At 54.6% G+C, this 21,740-nt stretch carries 21 protein-coding genes and 3 pseudogenes; 18 read left to right on the top strand and 6 right to left on the bottom strand.

Going from position 1 to position 21,740, the window contains the following annotated elements:
• Positions 1-25 precede the first annotated feature (25 nt).
• The 8 genes and pseudogenes from Q6A48_RS05075 (at position 26) to Q6A48_RS05040 (ending at position 5,451) form a co-directional block, all read left to right on the top strand.
• Positions 26-1,225: a benzoate/H(+) symporter BenE family transporter gene (locus Q6A48_RS05075; protein ID WP_047739000.1), complete on the top strand. Its 1,200-nt coding sequence runs from the start codon at positions 26-28 to the stop codon at positions 1,223-1,225.
• Positions 1,226-1,292: 67 nt separating this feature from the next.
• Entirely contained in the window at positions 1,293-2,048 is a 756-nt protein-coding gene (locus Q6A48_RS05070) for a heme ABC transporter permease (protein ID WP_047738999.1), read from the top strand.
• A complete protein-coding gene (ccmD, locus tag Q6A48_RS05065; RefSeq protein ID WP_047738998.1) occupies positions 2,045-2,221 on the top strand; it encodes a heme exporter protein CcmD in 177 nt (58 codons plus the stop codon). Before Q6A48_RS05070 ends, ccmD begins: the two co-directional genes overlap by 4 nt.
• Positions 2,218-2,673: a cytochrome c maturation protein CcmE gene (gene ccmE / locus Q6A48_RS05060; RefSeq protein WP_047738997.1), complete on the top strand. Its 456-nt coding sequence runs from the start codon at positions 2,218-2,220 to the stop codon at positions 2,671-2,673. Before ccmD ends, ccmE begins: the two co-directional genes overlap by 4 nt.
• Positions 2,674-2,683: 10 nt before the next feature.
• Positions 2,684-3,456, top strand: a pseudogene (gene hisN, locus Q6A48_RS05055) (histidinol-phosphatase).
• A gap of 122 nt (positions 3,457-3,578) precedes the next feature.
• Positions 3,579-4,160: a TetR/AcrR family transcriptional regulator gene (locus Q6A48_RS05050; RefSeq protein WP_047738996.1), complete on the top strand. Its 582-nt coding sequence runs from the start codon at positions 3,579-3,581 to the stop codon at positions 4,158-4,160.
• A 66-nt stretch (positions 4,161-4,226) separates the two neighbouring features.
• Complete coding sequence (locus Q6A48_RS05045; RefSeq protein ID WP_047738995.1) at positions 4,227-4,994, top strand: MBL fold metallo-hydrolase; 768 nt, start codon at positions 4,227-4,229, stop codon at positions 4,992-4,994.
• Positions 4,995-5,034: 40 nt separating this feature from the next.
• On the top strand, positions 5,035-5,451 hold the full coding sequence (locus Q6A48_RS05040; RefSeq protein ID WP_047738994.1) for an ester cyclase: 417 nt from the start codon (positions 5,035-5,037) through the stop codon (positions 5,449-5,451).
• Positions 5,452-5,604: 153 nt separating this feature from the next.
• Here the strand turns inward: Q6A48_RS05040 and Q6A48_RS05035 are convergent, their stop codons facing one another.
• The 5 genes from Q6A48_RS05035 to Q6A48_RS05015 form a co-directional block, all read right to left on the bottom strand.
• Entirely contained in the window at positions 5,605-7,755 is a 2,151-nt protein-coding gene (locus Q6A48_RS05035; protein WP_047738993.1) for a TonB-dependent receptor, read from the bottom strand.
• Positions 7,756-7,826: 71 nt separating this feature from the next.
• Positions 7,827-8,216: a DUF2946 family protein gene (locus Q6A48_RS05030; protein ID WP_047738992.1), complete on the bottom strand. Its 390-nt coding sequence runs from the start codon at positions 8,214-8,216 to the stop codon at positions 7,827-7,829.
• Between the two features lie 62 nt (positions 8,217-8,278).
• Positions 8,279-8,854, bottom strand: a complete 576-nt coding sequence (locus tag Q6A48_RS05025) for a c-type cytochrome (protein ID WP_047738991.1) — start codon at positions 8,852-8,854, stop codon at positions 8,279-8,281.
• A complete protein-coding gene (gene soxC / locus Q6A48_RS05020) occupies positions 8,841-10,148 on the bottom strand; it encodes a sulfite dehydrogenase (protein ID WP_047738990.1) in 1,308 nt (435 codons plus the stop codon). The genes Q6A48_RS05025 and soxC overlap by 14 nt, the downstream gene beginning before the upstream one ends.
• Before the next feature lie 183 nt (positions 10,149-10,331).
• A complete protein-coding gene (locus Q6A48_RS05015; protein WP_047738989.1) occupies positions 10,332-10,949 on the bottom strand; it encodes a TetR/AcrR family transcriptional regulator in 618 nt (205 codons plus the stop codon).
• Positions 10,950-11,221: 272 nt separating this feature from the next.
• Between Q6A48_RS05015 and Q6A48_RS05010 the strand changes: the two genes are divergently transcribed.
• From Q6A48_RS05010 to Q6A48_RS26195, 10 genes and pseudogenes are all read left to right on the top strand, one after another.
• Complete coding sequence (locus tag Q6A48_RS05010) at positions 11,222-12,052, top strand: DMT family transporter (protein ID WP_234407909.1); 831 nt, start codon at positions 11,222-11,224, stop codon at positions 12,050-12,052.
• A gap of 166 nt (positions 12,053-12,218) precedes the next feature.
• A pseudogene (locus Q6A48_RS05005) lies at positions 12,219-12,667 on the top strand (transposase).
• Between the two features lie 28 nt (positions 12,668-12,695).
• Positions 12,696-12,761, top strand: coding sequence for a hypothetical protein (locus Q6A48_RS05000; RefSeq protein WP_267886035.1), 66 nt, complete (start codon positions 12,696-12,698; stop codon positions 12,759-12,761).
• A 53-nt stretch (positions 12,762-12,814) separates the two neighbouring features.
• Positions 12,815-13,342: pseudogene (locus Q6A48_RS04995) on the top strand (transposase).
• A gap of 136 nt (positions 13,343-13,478) precedes the next feature.
• Positions 13,479-14,279 (top strand): helix-turn-helix domain-containing protein, encoded by an 801-nt coding sequence (locus Q6A48_RS04990; protein WP_047738987.1) that lies wholly within the window; start codon positions 13,479-13,481, stop codon positions 14,277-14,279.
• A gap of 58 nt (positions 14,280-14,337) precedes the next feature.
• Positions 14,338-15,762 carry an NAD(P)/FAD-dependent oxidoreductase gene (locus tag Q6A48_RS04985; RefSeq protein ID WP_047738986.1) on the top strand — a complete coding sequence of 475 codons (1,425 nt, stop codon included), beginning with the start codon at positions 14,338-14,340 and terminating at the stop codon, positions 15,760-15,762.
• The gene (locus tag Q6A48_RS04980; RefSeq protein ID WP_304552500.1) at positions 15,759-16,100 is read left to right on the top strand and encodes a cupin domain-containing protein; all 342 of its coding nucleotides are present in this window, start codon (positions 15,759-15,761) and stop codon (positions 16,098-16,100) included. The genes Q6A48_RS04985 and Q6A48_RS04980 overlap by 4 nt, the downstream gene beginning before the upstream one ends.
• 44 nt (positions 16,101-16,144) lie before the next feature.
• Positions 16,145-17,218 carry a polyamine ABC transporter substrate-binding protein gene (locus Q6A48_RS04975; protein ID WP_369811662.1) on the top strand — a complete coding sequence of 358 codons (1,074 nt, stop codon included), beginning with the start codon at positions 16,145-16,147 and terminating at the stop codon, positions 17,216-17,218.
• A 328-nt stretch (positions 17,219-17,546) separates the two neighbouring features.
• Complete coding sequence (locus Q6A48_RS04970) at positions 17,547-18,533, top strand: AraC family transcriptional regulator (RefSeq protein ID WP_080964361.1); 987 nt, start codon at positions 17,547-17,549, stop codon at positions 18,531-18,533.
• Between the two features lie 1,410 nt (positions 18,534-19,943).
• Positions 19,944-21,572, top strand: coding sequence for a HAMP domain-containing methyl-accepting chemotaxis protein (locus Q6A48_RS26195; protein WP_047738983.1), 1,629 nt, complete (start codon positions 19,944-19,946; stop codon positions 21,570-21,572).
• Here the strand turns inward: Q6A48_RS26195 and Q6A48_RS26225 are convergent.
• Entirely contained in the window at positions 21,562-21,729 is a 168-nt protein-coding gene (locus tag Q6A48_RS26225) for a hypothetical protein (RefSeq protein WP_501991673.1), read from the bottom strand. The genes Q6A48_RS26195 and Q6A48_RS26225 overlap by 11 nt on opposite strands.
• Between the last annotated feature and the right edge of the window lie 11 nt (positions 21,730-21,740).

Below are 21,740 nucleotides of genomic sequence, written 5' to 3'. Positions count from 1 at the left end.
GTTGCGTCGATAAATTGCGAATGCCATGAAAAGTGTGCTCAGAGATGCTTCGCCATCAGCTCTGGTGGCAGGGATCATTGCAACGTTGATTTCTTATGCCGGCCCGCTTGTGTTGGTTTTTCATGCCGCACAGAGTGCGTCCCTTTCACAGGAAGTTCTTTCATCCTGGATATGGGCGATCTCGATTGGCAGTGCGGTAATTGGGGCTTCGCTCAGCCTGTATTATCGGGTGCCGGTCGTGATTGCGTGGTCCATCCCCGGTTCGGCGCTGCTCGTTACGGCGCTTCCGCAAATGAGCATCAATCAAGCGGTGGGTGCGTTTATAGTCGCTAATGTCATCCTACTGCTGATTGGCGTTAGCGGTGCTTTCGATCGAATCATCGCTCGCTTGCCGGGCTCGATCGCGGCGGGCATGCAAGCCGGCATTCTCTTTTCGTTCGGCATCGAGGTATTTCGGGTGCTACCGGAGCAGCCAGCCTTGGTCTCGTCGATGTTTATTGCGTACATCCTAATGCGTAGAGTCTGGCCACGTTATGCCGTGTTGGCCGTTTTGCTGGTCGGTGGCGCCGTCACGATGTTTGGCGGGCACTTGCGAACCGAAGTGTTAGTGTTTGACCTAGCCACTCCTCAATGGATCGCTCCTCAGTTTTCTTTAACGGTCATTTTGAATTTGGCGTTGCCGTTGGTTGTGGTGTCGCTGACGGGCCAGTTCATGCCAGGCATGGCAGTTTTGCGCAACGCAGGGTTCAACACGCCTGCCAGTCCCATTATCAGTGTCAGTGCTATCGGCGCGATGCTGTTGGCGCCCTTTGCTTGCCATGGTCTGAACCTCGCGGCAGTTACAGCAAGCCTTTGTACCGGCCTCGAGGCCCATGAGGATCCGCGGCGGCGCTATGTCGCTGCTCTTTCCGGGAGTGCCACCTATCTGCTGTTTGGTATAGCAGGTGCCACGCTGGTTTCCTTGTTCGCGGCGTTTCCTAGAGCGTTGATCGCAGCACTTGCAGGCTTGGCGTTGTATGGCGCGATCGGCGATGCATTGGTGCGCAGCCTGGGTGAGACAAAAGAGCACGACGCAGGACTTTTCACTTTTCTCGTTACAGCTTCTGGGGTCTCTTTTTGTGGATTCTCCGCCCCTTTTTGGGGGTTGATTTTTGGTTTGACCGTTCATTTTCTGAAGCGTCCAGAATGTAAAACACTCTTGGTTAAAGGGAACACGAACAGCTAGCGAGGCCTGCTCCATGGGCAGATTCGGCGGTCGCAAATCCTGGGCCGCAACCGTGATGGAAACAGCAATGAACTGGACCTGGTTTCATAAGCTCGGCTCACCCAAGTGGTTCTACGGCATCAGCGGCAGACTGTTGCCCTGGTTGAGCCTCTTCGCACTGCTGCTGATTGGCGTCGGCGTGGTCTGGGGCCTGGCCTTCGCCCCACCGGATTACCAGCAAGGCAACAGCTTCCGCATCATCTACATCCACGTTCCCACCGCGATGCTGGCCCAGTCCATCTACGTGATGCTGGCGGTGTGTGGCGTGGTCGGGCTGGTGTGGAAAATGAAACTGGCCGACGTGGCCCTGCAATGCGCCGCGCCCATCGGCGCCTGGATGGCCGCCGTGGCGCTGGTCACCGGGGCCATCTGGGGCAAGCCGACCTGGGGTTCGTGGTGGGTCTGGGATGCCCGACTGACGTCGATGCTGATCCTGCTGTTCCTGTACTTCGGTCTCATTGCGCTGGGCAACGCCATCAGCAATCGTGACAGTGCCGCCAATGCCTGCGCGGTGCTGGCCATTGTCGGGGTGATCAACATCCCGATCATCAAGTACTCGGTTGAATGGTGGAACACCCTGCACCAGGGCGCGACCTTCACCATCACCGAAAAACCGGCAATGCCCGTGGAGATGTGGCTACCGCTGCTGCTCACGGCGCTGGGTTTCTACTGTTTCTTCGGCGCGGTGCTGCTGCTGCGCATGCGCCTGGAAGTGCTCAAGCGCGAGGCCCGCGCCAGTTGGGTGAAGGCCGAAGTGCAGAGCAGCCTGGAGAGCGCTCGATGAGTTTCGCTTCATTCGGCGAGTTCCTCGCCATGGGCCATCATGGCCTGTATGTCTGGTCAGCCTATGGCATCTGCCTGGCCGTGCTGGTCCTCAACGTGGCGGTGCCGGTCCTGGCCCGCAGGCGGTATCTGCAACAGGAGGCGCGTCGTCTGCGCCGGGAGAACGGTCAGTGAATCCGCTGCGCAAAAAACGTCTTGTCATCATTCTTGCGATCCTGGTGGGCGTGGGCGCCGCGGTCGGCCTGGCCCTGAGTGCCCTGCAACAGAACATCAACCTGTTCTACACCCCGACCCAGATCGCCAACGGCGAAGCACCGAAGGACACGCGCATCCGTGCCGGCGGCATGGTGGAGAAAGGTTCGCTGGTGCGCTCCGGGGATTCCCTGGACGTGACCTTCAACGTCACCGACTTCAACAAGACCGTGACCATCACCTACCGCGGCATCCTGCCGGACCTGTTCCGCGAAGGGCAGGGCATTGTCGCCTTGGGCAAGCTAAATGCCGACGGCGTGGTGGTGGCCGACGAAGTGCTGGCCAAGCACGATGAAAAATACATGCCGCCGGAAGTGACCAAGGCCTTGAAAGACAGCGGCCAGACAGCGCCCGCGCCCGGGAAGGAGGGCTGATGTGTTGGACATGCGTTTGATTAATGAGTATCAGCATTTCGCTGAGCGTTTAGCTGATGTCTCCGCTGAGGTTATTGAGCCGTACTTTCGAAGCACGTTGGATGTAAAGCACAAAGGGGGTAGCGTCTAAGGTCCGGTAACCTTGGCTGATCGTAAAGCCGAACAAGCAATGCGTGAACTGATTCAGGATCAATACTCCACACATGGAATTTTAGGTGAGGAGGAAGGCTCGCTGCAGGGGCGCAGTGAACTGAGTTGGGTACTTGATCCTATCGATGGGACTCGATCGTTTATCACTGGCTTGCCACTATGGGGGACGCTAATAGCCCTAAACGATGGTCAGCGTCCTGTGCTCGGCGTGATGAATCAGCCATTTACTGGCGAGCGGTACGTTGGCACGCCTGAAGGCGCTTGGCTCAATGGAAACAAGTTAAAACACGTCAATGCCCGGAAATTTCCTCGGCCACGTTGATGTGCACGACATTGCAGTTGTTCGACACGGCAGTTCGTCGAGACGCTTTTCAAGCGGTAGCGGATCAGGTGAAGTTGGTTCGTTTTGGCGGAGATTGTTATGCGTACTGCATGCTCGCATCGGGATTCGTTGATGTGGTGATCGAAGCCAGTCTGCAGCCTTACGATATCCAAGCGTTGATTCCGATAGTAAAAGGCGCTGATGGAGTGATTACCACTTGGGATGGCAGCTCAGCGCAGTATGGTGGAACGATCATCGCTTGCGCAGACCGGTCACTGCATATGCGACTGAGGCTGAAACACGCCACTTGACTGATGAGCTGTCGCTTACCGACCAGTGGTTTGACGTTATTCTGGACCGATCGGTCCTTAACGGTTAGAGTAGTTCCCATACAGTCCAATCCGGCTTACGCAACGGAGCGCTCGAATCGAACATGTCCAGACCGCAGACATTCAATACGCAAGAAGCTTTACACAAGGCAATGGTTGTGTTCTGGCGCAAAGGTTATGAGGCAACTTCAATAACTGACCTTCTCGGCGCCACGGGGCTGAGCAAAAGCAGTTTGTACGCAACATTTGGCGGCAAGCGCGAGTTATTTATTATGGCGTTCGACGCCTATCGTCGTGAGCGAGCTAAAGACATGCATAGAGCCTTGCAGGACGGCCCTGCACGCCTGTCTATCGAGTCGTTCTTCCGTTCTCTTTTTGCTGACCTTAATGACCCAAGTGAATCTCATGGCTGCATGAGCATCAATCAAGCTGTAGAGATGGCGGCACATGATCTTGATGTCCGTCAGAGGGTCATGGAGGACTTTCGTCTCATTGAGGAGGCGTTGGAGAGGGCGATTGAGCGAGGGCAACAAGATGGGTCATTGGGTAGTAACCGGAATGCCCGAGAATTGGCCCGTCTGTTGGTTCTGGCTTTTCCCGGACTGCAGGTCATGGCACGTGCTGGATACACGAAACAAGATTTAGAAAGTGCGCTGCACCTGCTGCTGTCGAATTTGGATTTGTAAGAGTCGAAAACTTTATACATTTTGGACTGTTCGGTCCAAATCATAGCTTGAGTCAAGGAGAATATCGTGAAGGTCACGCAGATACGTAACGCAACGTTGATTATTGAATACGCAGGGACTCGGTTTCTGATCGACCCTTTGCTTGCAAAGAAGGGGGCATATCCAGGGTTTGAGGGGACGGCTAATAGCCATTTGTTCAACCCTACGGTGGCATTGCCGGTGTCCATGGAAGACATCTTGAACGTTGACGCCGTCATCGTGACCCATACCCACCCCGATCATTGGGACGAGGCCGCTAAAGCCCTGGTTCCCAAACAACTGCCGATTTTTGTTCAGAATGAAGAGGACCGTGAGTTGATCCTATCTCAGGGTTTCGGCGACGTTCGACTGATCAAAGGAGCGCTATTTAATGGAGTGTCGCTGGCGCAGACTCTCGGTCAACACGGCACTGATGGTGCAATGGCAGCTATGGGGGAAATTCTTGGCGAGGTGTGCGGGGTAATGTTCAGTCATCCAGACGAGAAAACTCTCTATCTCGCTGGCGACACGATCTGGAATCAATACGTCCAGGACGCCTTGCAGCAGTTTCAGCCCGAAGTCGTCATTCTAAATGCCGGAGATGCCCAGGTGATCGGGCTCGGTTCCATCATCATGGGTAAGCAGGACGTCTACGAAGTTTTTCAGGCAGCGCCTCAGGCGACGCTTATCGCTACCCATATGGAGTCTGTAAACCATGCTGTGCTGACGCGTAAAGAGCTTCGTGAGTTCTCCGTGGAGAAGGGCATGACTGATCGCTTGCTCATCCCCGAAGACGGCGAGACTTGTAGTCTCTGATTCAGCGAGCCCAAACGACCATTCAGCAAGGAGAAAGTTAATGTCGGTCGAAGCAAACAAAGAACTGGTGCGAAAATTTTATGCCGCTATTCAGCTTGAGGATTACGCGGCAGCGGCGAGTTGCTGCCATGAGAGCTTTGTTTTTTATACCCAAGTAGACACGCCTATTCCTGGAGCAGCAGGATTCATCCAGTCGGAGAAAAAAAACTTCGATGCCTTCGAAGGATTCACTTTTAAGATCGAATCACTGCTCGCCGAGGGCGATCAGGTTGCGGCTTACATGATATTCGATGGTCGGCAAACCGGAATATTTGAAGGGATTGAGCCGAAAGGGGCCCGAGTACGATTTTCGTTGATGATGCTCCTGACCGTTGCCGATGGAAAAATCATTGAAAAGCGCGCTCACTTTGACCGAATGGACATTCGTAAGCAATTGGCCGCAACAGTAGAAGCCTGAAGAGATCGAAAAAAAAAACAGTCTGGCGAACCTCGTTCTATAAGCGATGTTTTCGAGCTTATCAAAGGGGAACGACCAGCTGCTTGAATCATGAAAGGGACGCTGGGATGTCAGTCCAGCGGGCCCCTCCATAACGCTACGGGTTCTTTCTTATCAGTAGCTCCACTGCACAGCGACTTCCAGGCTGCGCGGCTCTCCTAGGTAATATTGGGTGTTGCTCTGGTGAATGAAACGAGCATAGACCTCGTCGTTCAGGTTACGCAGACGCGCGCTGAGCTGCATGTGTTTGTCCAGGTCGTGAGTCATGGACAAACCATAAACGGTGTACGAGGGCACCCACGTCGTATTGGCCGTATTGGCGTAGACCGACGACACGTAACGTGCGTCGGCCCCGAGTTGCCAGTCGGGAGCCACGTCATAGGTCAACCAGAGATTGGCTACGCGGTCTGGAATGTTCACCGGATTCTTGCCTTTGCGCGAGTAAACGACGCCTGCGATGGTTTCATTGAATTCGTCGTACTCGGCCCTGACCCAGCTGAAGTTACCCGCGGCCAATAGCTTGGGCGTGATCTTGAACGAAGTCGCGAGCTCGATGCCGGTCGAAGTCTGCTGACCCGCTTGTTCGGTGGTATTGGGCACCGTAGAGGAGGGGACGGAGATGTTCTTGCGCACGATGCGGTAGGCCGCCGCAGTGGCCGAGCCGCGACCCTCAAGAAAATCGAACTTGCTGCCCACCTCGATTTGGCGGCCGGTGCTCAAGTCGAAGTCGCCCACTTGGGAAATGGAGGCGCCGGTAAGCGTACCTCCCGGCGGCTCGGCTGACGTACTGTATTGGGTATAAAGGCTGACATTCGACGTCAGGTCGTACACCAGACCCAGGCGACCCGTGACTGCATCCCAACGTTTGTCGAGCCTGGCCTGCGCCGCATGATCGATGACCTCGAAGTCGATATGGTCATAGCGCAACGCAGTAATTAGCGCCAGTCGCTCGGTCAGACGCGTACGGTTCTCGAGGAAAGCCGACGAGGTGTCGGTCCAAGTACTGCGGCCTTTAGTGCGCGGTGCATCCATCCCCGGAATGTCCGAGAAGTGGCCCGGCTCGAAGCCATCTGGATCGATGGTGTCGAAGGCGCCTTTGGACAATGGATAGTTGGTTTGCTGGTTAGTGTTGTAATCCACGCCCAGAGCCCAATCGCTGGCCAGGCCGAACAGTTGAGCCTGGTGAGTCAGCTCGATACGGTCACCGTTGACCTCCTGATCGTGCCTTTGGCGGTAACCGCCGGAGCGGGCGATAGCGCTGTTATCGCTGTTGTAGCGGTAAACCTCAAGGTTGCGGTAATCGCGCTGGCCGTCGTAACGGTAGAAGGTATTGCGCAACTGGGTGTTGTCGTCCAGATGGTAGTCGGTGATCGAGCGTATCCAGCGGGTGCGCTGCTCATAGCGGCCATCCTTGACGTTGTAGTTGTTGAAGCGGTTGCGCTTGTCGATGTGCAATCTGCCGGTCATTGGTTGCAGTACCGGTGTGCCCCAGTAAGGACTGTCTTCTTCCTCTTCCAGATATTCGATCGCCAGCGTATGGGAGAGTTGATCGTTGATGTCGCTGAGCAGCGAGAAGGCCAGGTTGCCCGCACCGTTCTCCTGGCGGTCGATGTAACCGTTGCTGTTGGTGCGGCTGTAGTCGAGGCGCGCATAGTGGCGTGGGCCATCGCCACTGTTGAGCGCTCTATTGAAGCCGACCGCGGTTTCCCAGGTGTCGTAGCGACCGTAACTCATCCGGCCTTCGAAAGTATCTTCGTCGCGGTTGGCAAGCTTGGTTATCACGTTCAGGCTGCCGCCCACGGCACCGCTGCCGTTGAGGAACGAGGAGGGGCCGCCGAGCAATTCCACCCGGTCATAAATCCAGGCGCCGACCGGACGTGCTGCGCCGCCGTATTGCAGATTGATGCCGTTGAACAACTGGCTGATCTGGGCACCGTTGAAACCACGGTACGACACATAGCCACCCCAGCCGGGTGGCGCGGAAGCGTTCACCCCGGGCAGGGCGTTCGCCGCGTCCTGAAAGTTGCGTGCACCGATGCGTTCCATTGTCTTGCGATCGGCTACGCTTACAGAGGCGGGATTTTCCCGGGCACTGAGGTTCAGGCGCGAGCCGCTTTCGATGGGGGTGTCCAGGTCCAGGCTGGTGGCCGGTTTCGGCTGGTCGGCCGAGGCGTTGATATAGCTGGCGGGTAAGTTCAGAGTCGTGTCTTGCGCCCACGCGCAGGTGCTGCCCGCGAGCAGCGCCAAAGTAGTCAAGCGAAACATGAAAAGCTTCCTGTCTTAATTCGATGAGCACACACCGACCGCGCGTCATGCAGCGGCAAGTGGTGATGATGTCAAGGCGAGGGAAGCAGGTCTGGGGAGGCGCGAGGATTGATCAGGGGCCAGCGCTGCCTGGGTAAGCAGCGGGTCGGTTGTGCGGGCAAGGGCCTGGCTGGCTCGCCGGCAAGCAGGGCGAGCAGCCCGAAAAACGCTGCCAGCAGGATCGCGCCGAACAGGCTGGCAATGACGCAATCAGCTTCGACGGGCAGTGAAGGGGCGGGCACGTCGTGCGGGCTTTCGAGTACCGCGCCGCCGTCTGTAGAGCAAAACAGTCCGCCGTCCAGACCGCTCAATCGCAAGCCGGCCATTTGTCCATGGCCCATCGCGCACAGCAACGACGCGAACAGGACGCTGAAATACAGCACCCAGGCAATCATCGATTTTTCGCGGCTGGCCAGCTTCATCAGCAAAGCTCGTGGAGAAGGGAACGGTTTTCCGGCGAGCGGATTCTACATTTTTTGATCCGTCAGTGGGCTTTTAAACAGTCCGACATACACGCAACAGCCTTGCTGTCCGGTCTGTCATCGGTAAAAAAACCGTCTCGATTCGGCATCTTTACATCCGCCAAGGTCGCCGCTTCCACGGTCGCGTTGGCGTCCAGCAGCTTGTTCATGTGCAGGATGTAGCCGGTCACTGCATAGACCTGTTCGTTGGACAATGACTGTGGCGCCTGGAAGGGCATGGCTCTGCGGATGTAGTCGAAAAGTGTCGTTGCATAAGGCCAATAGCTGCCGACTGTCTTGAGCGGTTTGTCAGTCGTCAGCGTTCCTTTGCCCCCCGCCAATGCAGGACCAATGCCGCCTTCAAGCTTCACGCCATGACAGCTGACGCAGCTGTTCATGTAGACCTTTTCCCCGTCTGCCACCGTCGCGCGTCCTGGAGGCAAGCCCTTGCCGTCGGGTGCTACATCGATGTTCCAGCTAGCGATCTGCGCTTCGGTAGCCTTGGTGCCCAAACCGTATCGGGATTGTGCCGAGGCATGAGTCAGCGCAAAGGCGCAAAGCAAACCGATGAATAACGACCCACCTTTAAGCCCGTCCATTGGTCACCTCCCCAGTGCTGGACACGCGCCACGGTTGCACCGAATTGTTGTGGTAGAAAGAGACCTTGCCACGTTCATTGATCAACTGGTCCAGCATCGGCTGAACGTATCCGGTCTCGTCGATAGCGCGGCTCATGATCATCAATTCCTGGCCGTTCCATTCGAAAGGCGCCCTGAAGACGGTAAGGGCCATGGTCAGAATGGGCTCCTGTAACCTGGCTTGTGTCCAGTTATCGCCGCCATCGACGGAAACATCGACCCGGGTGATTTTGCCGTGGCCGCTCCAGGCAATGCCACGCATCTCATGCAGGCCCTTGCGCGTCAGTTTCTGGGTGCCGGAAGGGTAGGTCACCAGCGATTTGCATTCCATGACAAAGGAAAACTTCCGAGCCTTGCCGTCCGCCATCAAGTCGGTGTATTTGGCGGTTTCTTCCCGGCTGTAGGCGGGCGCGTCGGTGACGTGGAGTCGGCGCAGCCATTTGATGTGGGTATTGCCCTCGTACCCGGGGACAAACAGGCGAAGCGGGTAGCCCTGTTCCGGCCTCAGGCGCTCGCCGTTCTGGCTGTAGACCACCAGCACATCGTCGAGGCATTTCTCGATGGGAATACTGCGTGTCATTGCCGCGCCATCGGCCCCTTCGGCGATGATCCACTTGGCTTGAGGCTTAAGCCCGGCTTCATCCAGCAGGGTTTTCAAAGTAACGCCTGTCCATTCAGCGCAACTCACCAGGCCGCTGACTTCTGCTGCGGTTTTGCCCCAGGGTGGGAGAAACGATGGGTTGCCCGAGCACTCCATGAAGTGCACTCGAGAAACGGCGGGGAATTGGCGTATCTCGTCCATGGTAAAGATCAAGGCTGTTTCGGTGAGGCCGTGAATCACCAGCCGATGTTGCGCCGGATCGATTTGTGGGACGCCCGCATGGTGGCGCTCATAAAAAAGGCCGTTCGGGGTGATGATGCCGTCCAACTCCTGAAGTGGCGAGGTGCTGTAGGCGGACATCGTGTCCTTCAGGCCGGGATATAGATTCCTGACCGCTTTGGTTTCGAATGTTGAAGGTTTGCCATAAGGGCTTGCCGTGGGAGCGCCAAGACTGCGGGTCCATTGTGGGACTTCAAGAAGCTGGCTCGGATCAGGCGGGGCGATGTTGGTCGTCTCCCCGTTGACCAGGTCGCTGTCACCCAGAGCAAACGCAGCAGTACCGATAATGGCCCCGCTTTTAATCAGGAAATCCCTGCGAGCCAAAGCTGTTTGAGGCATGTCTTGCTTGGCGGGGATCATGGACTTTTTTGTCATTGTTTTTCCCTCTTGTTTTTGTCGGAACGACGCAACAGTACATCTACAGACCGATCGGTCGGTCTATGGTCAGCGTAGGACGAAAAGTACGCCTGGTCCAGTCGCAAGGGCAACCATGGCGAGGGAACGTAAAAGCGGAGGAGGTCCAGGGAGGCGGCGCATCTGAAGCGCCGTTGATGACAGTCAAGCGGGGCGCGGCTCAACCTTCAGTCCGGGCAGGAGGGTGTCACAGAAAAACGTCGCGATGGATTCCGGGGAGCGAGGGCCTCCAGGCTTGATCCACAAGTAGCTGTAGTGATGAATACCAAGGATAGCCTTCACGGCCAACGAGTCGGATGTGCGAAAGGTCCCCTCGCTCACGCCAGCCTTGAGGATCTGCGACCAGAGTTTTTCATATTGCCGGTGCAGGTCGAGCAACTCGGTCTGGCGCTCGCCAATGACCGAATACACTTCGCGAAAACACACCGTCATTTCGGCCAGGTGGGAGACAATCGTGCGCATCACGATGGCCGAGAGATGGCGAAATTTATCTTCCGCAGTCAAATCGCTCTCGCACAGAGGCGTGCCTTCTGCGATGAGCACTCGCAGGTACCGGCTGGTGATTTCGAACAGCAATTCTTCCTTGCTGCCGATGTGGTAATACAGTGCGCCTCGAGCCAGGCCAGTGGCTTTTTCCAACTCAGCCATGCCGGTCGCGTGAAACCCGCGCGTTGAAAATAACTGTGCAGCGATTTTCAGGATCCGTTCCTTGGTGCTTGTTTCAGCAGGTTCGGCAGCGACGACGGCGTTCTTTTTTCCCATGAGTCAATTCCAACCGGTTGAGGGTCAATCATACCCATGGGCTCGCACTGAAGGATACATGCGAGAGACGCTCATCCCATGGTCGTAGGAAAAAAATTGTATTGACCGATCGGTACAGGCGCCTTTATAAGCTCGCTATAGTCGAACGTTTCCAACGGGCGCGGTGGCGTCGAAAGTTCTAGGAGCCTACCAAGGCATTCGGACCGACCATGACAACGAGCAGACACTTCACCCGAACGTCCAATCCATCAGCCTCGGCAAGGCTGATTGTGATGATCTGTTTCGCCATGATTGCCTTTGCCGCGAACTCACTGCTGTGCCGCCTGGCGCTAAAGCACACCGACGTCGATGCTGCGAGTTTCAGCGTTGTCCGGCTGGTTAGCGGGGCCTTGGTGCTATGGCTGATGTGCGTCGTCAGGCGATCCACGACTTCCATCAAGGGCAGTTGGAAAGGCGCCACAGCCTTGTTCATCTACGTCTTCGCTTTTTCTTTCGCATACCATCATTTGGAGACCGGGACGGGGGCGTTGCTGTTGTTTGGCGCGGTTCAACTGAGCATGGTTCTGTACGGCTTGTTCAAAGGCGAGCGGATGCACGGGCTGGCGATCGTTGGGTTTGTGTTGGCGCTCATTGGCCTTGTCAGTCTGCTGCTTCCAGGCGCGGCAGCACCCGATCCCCTGAGTGCGCTCACGATGTTGCTATCGGGGCTGGCCTGGGGAGTTTATTCACTACTCGGCAAGGGTGTCGCCGATCCTCTTGCGACCACTGCCGGCAATTTTATCCGCTCCATTCCACTGGTCCTGATTGCAAGCTTACCGTTTCTGTTAGGGCTGCGTTGGGATCCGCTGGGGATACTTTATGCCGTTCTTTCCGGAGCGCTGGCGTCAGGCGTCGGTTACGCGGCCTGGTACGTCGCGGTACGTCATCTTGCCTCGTTTCAGGCAGCGACATGGCAGTTGAGCGTACCCATCCTGGCTTCGCTGGCTGGTATCGTTTTTCTGGGGGAAAGCCTGAGCGTAAGGATGGTGTTGGCATCCGTCGCTGTGCTGGGTGGTGTTGCGTTGGTGCTGGGCGGCAAATATGGCAGCGCTACAGGCAGCTAGAGGCTCAGCTCGCTCAATCAGGTACGCCTGGGCCTGCGGGGGTGTCAGAAATTTTGTGTTCGGGCATAACATGGGTAAGAGGTGCATGTATGCCAACCAAGAAGAAACCCCTGCGTGACCTGCCCAAAATCCCAAAGAGCTGCTTGAGCAGTTCGGCCAGGGGTTGATGACAGCGGAAGCTATCGAGGACGCCTCAGCGGTATTCAAGAAAGCCTTGATTGAACGGGCCTTGAACGCCAAACTCGGCCATCACTTGGGCTATCCTCCGGGCGCGCAGCGCCCAGAGGATGAGACCAATCAGCGCGATGGCAAGAGTGGAAGAACCGTACTGACCGGCGATGGCCCGCTGCGGCTGGATATTCCCCGCGACCGGGATGGCAGTTTCTCGATGACAAGATCATCGCCATGTATGCCCGAGGCATGACGGTGCGTGAGATCCGTGCTTTTCCCTCTGAGCAATACGGCACAGAGGTTTCGCATGATTTCATCAGCTCGGTCCCTGACGAGGCCATGGAAGAAATTGGTGCGTGGCAACAGCGACCGCTTGAGCCCATGTATCCGGTCATTTTTTTGATGCGCTGCGGGTCAAAATCGCGAAGAAGGCCTTGTCCGTAACAAGGCGATTTATCTGGCGCTGGGTGTTTTGCCTGACAGAACGCGCGCGATTCTTGGCATATGGATCGAAAATACCGAGGGCGCGAAGTTCTGAATGAAGGTTTCAACGACCTCAAAACTCGCGGTGTTGAAGATGTACTGATTGCCGTGACAGATGGCCTTAAAGGCATGCCAGAAGCCCTTGGCGCGGTCTTTCCAGCCACAACACTGCAAACTTGCATCGTTCACCTGATCCGCAACAGCCTCGAGTACGCAGCTTGGGATAAGCGCCCTGGGCTGGCCAAGGCGCTTAAACCGATCTACCAAGCAGTCACCGCCGAAGCGGCTGAGCAAGCGCTGGATGCGTTCGAAACCGGGCCTGGGGCAAGCAATATCCGACGGTAGTGGCGGCTTGGCGGCGTGCCTGGGATCGAGTGATTCCATTTTTCGTTTTTCCCGCCAGCGATCCGAAAAGTGGTCTGCACAACCAACGCTATCGAGAGCATCAATGCTCAGCTACGAAAATTCATCAAGACTCGCGGCCACTTCCCGACCGGCGATGCGGCAACCAAACTGATCTGGCTCGGGCTGTGCAATATCACTGCAAACTGGGGCTCTGCAGCCCATAACTGGAAGAGTGCGATGAATCAATTTGCGATTCTGTACGGAGATCGATTTATCAGGCCGACCCGGTAAAAGCACAGCCTGCCTAACGGCAGGCCGTTACCGGCCCGCACACAAAAAATCTGACAGTCTCGGGCCTGCCTGTATTTGTTCACTCAGCCGTTCAAGCACTAGACTGGTGCGGTCCAGTCATCAGGCCCGTCAGACCATGCTCCTCATTCCGCCAGATACCGCCGAACAGACAGCGCTGACCCTCGAAGTGGTGCTGCGTTACCACATGGCGTGGAAACGCCGCGACTTGGAGGCGATTCTCGCGATTTATCACCCGCAAGTGCAGTACAACGATTTTTTCCAGAACCGCAGCATGGGTCTGACCGAGTTGCGCGCTTACATCACCAGCACGTTGCCGCGTCATCCCGATGAGTATCTTGAACACAACGACCGCATCCGTGCAGATGGCTGTACCGCATTCATCCAGTACCAGACGGCTCTGAAAGGCAGTGGCGAGCGGGTGGTTTTTCGCACCAGTGAAGCCATCACGGTATGTGATGGCCTGATCCTCCGTATAAACGAATATGCCTCGCTGGTGCGCGACAGCGAGCCCCAGACTGGGCGCCACGCCCCCGCCATCAGTAAACTGGGTCTCTCGGCGCGCCAGCTGACGTTCATGGCGCGAGACTTGGCCGATTACTTTACCCGCCAGCAGCCCTTCCTCGACCCGGATCTGGATCTTGCACGGATTGCCAGCGCTACCGGGTACAGCCGTAATCAGCTGTCTTACCTGCTGAACCAAGTGCTGGGACAAAGTTTCTATCGCTACGTGACCCAAGCACGGCTGGCCTACCTGCTTGAGCGCCTCGTCAATCACGGTGAAAACGCGCCCATCGAGGCCCTTGCGGTGAGTGCCGGATTCAACTCCACCTCGGCGTTCTACAAGGCCTTCCGAAGTCATACCGGCTGCACGCCCAAGGCGTGGTTGAAAGCCAATTGCGTGCGTGCCCGCAGATAACACAGCCCCTGTCGCAGCGCATTAATCTCTGTCGACAAACAACCGATGGAGCATGGGGATGTCTGGCTGGGGTGGTGTGAGTTTGTGGATGGAGGAACTCGGCGAGGCGCTGACGCCGCGCCCGGCGTTGTATCAGGATCTGCAAGCAGACGTTGTGATTATCGGCGCCGGTTACAGCGGCCTCTGGACGGCCTATTACCTAAAACAGCAAGCACCGCACCTGAACATCGTCATCGTTGAAGCACAGATTGCCGGCTACGGCGCCTCCGGTCGCAATGGCGGCTGGTTGATGGGCAACCTGCTGGGCGAAGACCGGCTCCTGGGGCCATTACCTGCCGCGCAACGCCACGCGGGCTACCGACTGCTGCGTGGAATCCCCGACGAGGTAGCGCGGGTGTGCCACCTCGAAGGCATTGATTGCGAACTGCGCAAAGGCGGCGTGCTGTACTGTGCGGCGCGTTATCCCGAGCAAGAACGGCGCCTGCGCGAACAACTCGACGTCGCCCGTGCGCAAGGCCTGGGTGAAGACGACTACCGCTGGTTGAGTCCTCAGGCCATGCGTGAACAACTCAATGTGGCCCAGGCGTGCGGCGCCCTGTATTCACCTCACTGCGCGACCATCCAGCCGGCACGGTTGGTGCGGGGGCTGGCCGACGCCGTCGAACGGATGGGTGTACGCATTTTCGAGCAAAGCGCGGTGCTCGACTGGAAGCCAGGCCAGGTTCGAACCGAGCACGGTCGGGTAAGCGCCGATTGGGTGGTGCCGGCGGTCGAAGGTTATGCCAGCACCCTGCCCCCGTTGAACAAACATCAACTGGCCGCGCAAAGCCTGATCGTCGCGACTGAGCCACTCCCGGCCGATGTGTGGGCCGAAATCGGCCTGACCCGTGGCCAGGCGTTCAGCGAAAACAGCCGCCAAGTCACCTACGGTCAGCGCAGCCGAGATGATCGCCTGGTGTTTGGCGCCCGCGGTGGCTATCGCTTTGGCGGTCGCCTGCGCAGTGACTTCAACCTCACTCAGGCCGAACGAGCATTGCGGCAACACCTGTTTAGTGAACTCTTTCCGATCCTGCGCAATGTGCGCCTGACCCATGCCTGGGGCGGAAATCTGGGGGTCGCCCGGTCCTTTCACCCGCACATGCTCGCCGACCGTCGCCAGCGGATCGCACTGGCGGGTGGCTACGGAGGCGAAGGGGTAGGCGCCAGCAACCTGGGCGGCCGAACCGTGGCGGCGTTGATTCTGGGCCAAGACAACGAACTGACTCGCCAACCCTGGGTGTTGGGTGATCGTCCCCTGGACTCGTTGCCACGATGGGAGCCCGAGCCTCTGCGTTGGCTGGGTTACAACGCCATTATCCAGAGCTTCGTTCACGAGGATCAGGTATTGGCCAACCTCCATGCGCCACGCTGGCGTCGCCGGATGGCTGAAGGCTTGGCCGGTTGCATGGAACGTCTGATGAAGTCCAAGGAGCCGTTTGCATGAAGATCGATCATTTTCGCGACACCGCCCGTTTGCCTCTCGGTGAGCCTGGCGCTGTTGGTGTACCGCTGGGCGAGCCGCTTTCACAGGTTGCCACGGCATGCGTCGAACGCGACGACGGCGTTGAGGCCGGCGTGTGGGAATGCACCCCCGGCCGCTGGCGGCGCCAGATCGTGCAACAGGAGTTCTGCCACTTCATTCAGGGGCGTTGCACCTTTACCCCGGACGGTGGCGAGACCCTTCATATCCAGGCCGGCGACGAGTTGATGTTCCCTGCGAACACGACGGGAATCTGGGATGTACAAGAAACCGTTCGCAAGAGCTACGTACTGATTTTCTGAACTGCCTTCATCCATAACGCCTAGAACAAAGGTTGAGGTCTCGCATGTTGAAGTCGATCTTTCCGTTACTGTTGATCGCGTCTACCGCTCAGGCAGCAGACACCGTCAGGATCTACAACTGGAGCAGCTACATCGCTCCAGATACCCTGCAAAACTTTACCGCCCAGACCGGGCACCCGACTCAATATGACCTGTACGACAGCAACGAGGTGCTCGACGTCAAACTGATGGCCGGCCATTCAGGGTATGACGTGGTGTTTCCATCCAACCACTTCATGGCCCGGCAGATCACGCCCGGCGCACTCAAACCGTTGGACCGCAGCAAACTCCCGAACTGGCACAACCTCAACCCGACGCTGATGAAGGTTCTGGAGGCCAATGACCCCGGTAACCGCTACGGTTTTCCCTACCTGTGGGGCAGCACCGGCATCGGCTACAACGTGGCCAAGGTCAAAGCGGTCCTGGGTGATGTACCGATAGACTCGTGGGACATCGTGTTCAAGCCGGAAAACATGAAGAAACTCGCCCAGTGCGGCGTGGCGATGCTCGACAATGGTCCCGAGATCCTTCCCATCGCCTTGAACTACCTTGGTTTGCCGCATCACAGCAATGTCAAGGCCGACTACAAGAAGGCACAGGAGCTGCTACTCAAGGTGCGCCCCTATGTAAGCTACTTCCACAACTCCAAGTACACCAGCGACCTTGCAACGGGTGACGTGTGTCTGGTGGTGGGCTTTTCCGGCGATGTGATGCAGGCCGCAGCGCGGGCTAATGAGGCCGGGAACGGCCAGCAGATTGCTTACGCCATCCCCAAGGAAGGCTCACCTATGTGGTTCGACATGGTCGCGATGCCTGCCGATGCTCCAAATGAAACGGCCGGTTACGCGTTTTTGAATTACCTATTAGAGCCCAACGTCATAGCCGACATTAGTAACCACGTGCACTATGCCAATGGCAACGTAGCTGCTAACGACATAGTCGACAGTGCTGTCTTCAACGACCCGATGGTTTATCCGCCTGAAAGCGTTATGAAAAAGCTCTTCGTGCTTGAAGCGATGCCGCTGGAGGCTGACCGGTTGCGCACGCGTATCTGGAGTCGAGTTAAAAACGGTCAATGAAGTCAGTCGCCGATAATACCGGCAACCCGCATCATCGGTGAGAAATCTGCAGGGGAAAGCATGCCTTTGCAGCGAACGCATTCGATATTTGAATGATAACGGTGTGAACCTGACTTATATCATCGAAGAGGTTGTATTCGCTTCAGGCTGTTAGACCAATGCGCCGTGCTTGTTTGTTTCAATAGATACTAACTTCGCCGGCTGTTCGCATGGCGCAAAATTGTACAGACCATTGGAATGGCTGAAAGTAAACTCTCGGAGAGGGACGGTGACTAATACGAATTTTAACCGCGCAGGTGATACTGCTGGCTTAATATCAGGTGCCATAATGAATGATTTATCCATTTCGAAAGTGCATCTTAAGGACGAGAGCTCGCTTTGGCATTATTATAATAACTGTGGGCTTTCACCCGCGCTTAGGTTTTTGGGTGGTGGAGCATTGGACTATAAGAAAATAACTTACAGTCTTGGCGAATGTTTCATATGCTCCACCGCCAGCGCTTCCGGCTGGGGATTTGAAAAGCAAAATAACACAGACGTATATTTTGTTTGTTATACGCACAGAGGTGAATCGACTTGGGAGATGAACAAGCACGGTGTTATTAAATCTTCTCAGCAGTTGTGCGTTGTAGACAGTTCGATGCTTGTGCAGGGTCAGTTCGCACGGGGTACGTCTACCGATACAATAATGATTGATGCTAAAGTCTTCGATCGTGAACTGCGATCTTCACGAGGCATACAACGTAATGATCGGTTAGAGTTTCAGTCTCTGCTGCAAAACGATAAAAAAATTTGGTCAATGATCAACTCCCTTTTATCGTGTATAAAGAATGGAATGGACTTACGTCAGGCTCAACGATCGCCTTTAGCTATGAGCTATCTAAAGCAAGCGCTCGTCTCTACATTGTTAGAGCTGATTCCTAATAATTACCACGAAAATAGGACGAGAAAATCTGAGCCACTTATACCTAGGCATATCGGTAGGGCGATTGAATATATGCACGCTCATGCGTGCGAAGATATCTTGATTAGTGATGTTGCTACCTATGCGCATACGAGCGTGAGGAACTTGCAGCTAGGTTTCAGATTGCATAAGAATGTTTCGCCAATGCACTATCTCAGGGACCTACGCCTAGCTTGCGCTCACAACGATCTTATCAGCGAGGACGAGCGTACGGGATGGCAGCAGATAGGGCTTCGGTGGGGCTTTTCTGATCTTGATTTGTTTGCTAGGTACTATAAGGACAAATATGGTAATACCCCTTTTCAGACTCAGTACATGAATAAAGGAGACTTGGTTATCGATAAGTCGTGATGTCTATTTATTTTTAATTCATTTCCACAAGACCCTAAAAAAACGAAATTTTATTGAGAAAAACGAAGAGTTGATGTCCTGGCCTATGCAGCTATAAGGAAATATGAGTAAATAGTAAATCCTGTGCTTCCGCTCAGTCATCGAAGTTTCTAGTATGAATGATTTACTACTAAGCAGCTTGGTTTGCAATTACAAGAGAAAAATTGACCGGTATCTTGCTGAGGCCGATAAGCATATATTTAATCACAGGTCTATTGCTGTACAGCTTCGCTCGAATAGAGCTGAAATAGCTAACATAAGGGCTGCTATAGCGAACGCGCCCGATGATGTCAACGGCATTGTTTGCCTGCTTGCTCAATTAAATTTGTTAGAGCTCTCCGTGATCCAGCTGACCAATAAGATAGAACTTGCGATGCTTACTACTACTGGCCGGCTTGGGTCGGACCTGGATGAGCTTCGATCAGTGAATAAGAGGCTATGCGATATTTTAGCAAGAGATTCTAAAATGGCTTCATGCACTTCGTTAAATTCCATACTAGTCAATTGTCAGCAAGATATTGAAGCTGTTTACCATCGATTAATATGTTACTGCGGTATCGAAGTCGGTCTGTTAAAGATTATTGACAGCGCGAGAAAGCGAACATAGGTATTAACTGGGGTGTCAGTGCTCAAGCAGGTGATATGTGGTTATGTCAAATGATTCTTCTAAAATGAATTATTCAAGTGAGTATGAGCTCTCTGAAATATTAATTAGCGAGTGTTATTCCTTGCAGTTTTCTGTGCGCATGGTTGTTGGGTTGTTTTTAAAGGCTCCCGCTCATTCTGGTGACCTAAATAAAGCCAAAGATTCAGAGTCCTTTGGGCTGAGAGTGAGCAGCTTGAATCCTTCAGACGCCGAATGTTTGACGAGGGAGTTGCGGGTTTCATTGTGTAAATTGAACGCTAGAATCAGGCAATTTGTTCCGGGAATTTATATCGAGGATATCTGCGATGCGGTTTGCCATGCAGATGAGCTCCCGCCACCCTCATCTTTGCTACAAAAATGTTTACATGATAATGATCTGAATCTGGGAGCTCTAAAATTGTATAGATTGTTCTGTTTATCCCAGTTGCAGAGAAAGGACGAAGGGTAGCAGGGGCTAGTTATTTACGTATGCAGGATTTCTGAACGTTGGCTAATTATGTTCAACTGGGTGGTGAGCTGAAATGACAAATCTGCCATGACACTTTTGTAAGCGGTATTGCGTGAAATTTTGTTGCTAAATTAATAATAGGTAGTCGGTGGAGTTGGCTAAGTTCTGATGGGCTCTCGGATTCATTGTACTTCGAGTTTAAGAAATTGCCGGATATCACTGAAAGTTTGCTGTTTTGCCTATTTTACCCATTGCTACCCCTAGCGAGACATCCACCATGAACTTGCGAATGCTCAATCTTGCATCACGTTCCGCTCTTTGTTTTGGTATTTTTTGCGCATTGATTTTTTGCTTTGGAATGTTTGCCTTAAGGCAGACTTCCACGCTGAGCGAAGCGGAGAAAAAAGTTGAGGAAAACATCGTCCCTAGTTTTAAGGTGTTGGGCTTGCTGGATCGTGAGTTTATGAGCGTACGTAACAGTAATAGTAAATTGCGCAACGCCGCAGAGTCGGAGTTGGTGAGGTCTATTAGCTTGAAGGAGGTTGTAGAGTCACAGGGGCTTATTAGGAAGTATCTTTCGGAGCTGGCCGGGTTGGTTGTTACTCCACAAGGTCAGGTCGTCCTTGCTTCTTTGGGAAAGTCTGTTGCCGAATTTGAGCTTTTGCAAAAGCAATATCTCAGTTTTATTGCTGCTGGCGATTATGCGAGCGCCATAAAATACGGGGATGAGGAAGTTCGAAACGCCGCTCTTAAAGTTGCTTCAAGTGTCGAGGCGCTTAGAGATAGTAATGATGCCAAAGCGAAGGCTGCCGGGGAAGCGGCAGACGCTGCTTACAATCAAACCGTGACAATGGTGTTTGTTTTTATCACGTTGTCGCTGTTGGCAACTGTTTTGCTTGCCTGGATGTACACTCGAAGCTTGACACTGCCTATGCGAGAATCATTGTTGATTGCCGAGCGTATTGCGGCTAACGATTTCAGTAACGAGATAAAAGTTCAAGCACGTGATGAGATGGGGCGTCTTGTTGCAGCTTTATCGACCATGCAAGGGAACTTGCGTGATACGATTATTCAGATCAGCGATTCATCCAGCCAGTTAGCCGCGACGTCTGAGGAAATGCATGCTGTGACGGAAGAAGCTTCCAGAGGGTTGATGCGTCAGAATAATGAAATTGAAATGGCTGCGACCGCTATTACAGAAATGAGTTCAGCTGTCGATGAAGTTGCTGGCAATGCAGCAGGGGCCTCAACTGCTGCATCGCAAACCAGCAGAACCGCTATGGATGGAAGGGTCAAAGTAGATGACACAGTCGATGCCATTAACATGATGGTCGGCAGTGTAGAGTCTACATCCGCTAGTGTGAAAGGCTTGGCTATAAAGGCCACAGATATAAGTAAGGTGCTCGACGTGATCCGTGCCGTAGCCCAGCAGACAAATCTTCTCGCGCTTAATGCTGCAATCGAAGCGGCTCGTGCGGGTGAGGCGGGTCGTGGATTTGCAGTCGTTGCTGATGAAGTGCGCGCACTAGCTCACCGGACTCAAGAGTCCACCAGTGAGATCGAGCAAATGATTTCGACAATCCAGACAGGCTCAAATGAAGCCGTAATGGCAATGGAGCAGACTAGTCTGCAAGCTACCAACACGCTCGCTTTGGCTCGTTCCGCCGGGTTGGCTCTGGCCGAAATTACCGAGTCAATCGAGCACATTAATGAGCGCAACGTGCAAATAGCGACTGCCGCCGAACAGCAGTCTCAAGTTGCAAGACAGATTGATAGTAGTTTGGTAAGTATTCGCGATTTATCTATCCAGTCCGCAGCGGGCTCGCACCAAACTTCAGTTGCCAGCGGCGAGTTGTCTGAGTTGGCAGTAAATCTTAACCATTTAGTCAAAAGATTTAAAATTTAAAAAAGTTTTTAGCGAGGTGAGGGGCGCGATGCATTCTCCCAGCGAGCGCGCTTAACTGATTCCTTATATTCATTGCCGGAAACGATTCATTGACTATCCCGCAGCCTGCGAACAGGTGGCCATGCTCAGGCGTAATAAGTGCCGAACGTAGAGCTATCTGGGAACAGC

This window comes from Pseudomonas citrullilanati (genome assembly GCF_030580855.1).
In the GTDB taxonomy this organism is placed as follows: domain Bacteria; phylum Pseudomonadota; class Gammaproteobacteria; order Pseudomonadales; family Pseudomonadaceae; genus Aquipseudomonas; species Aquipseudomonas citrulli.
The sequence above is the reverse complement of the archived record's forward strand: the minus strand, read 5'-3'. Positions and strand labels throughout refer to the sequence as shown.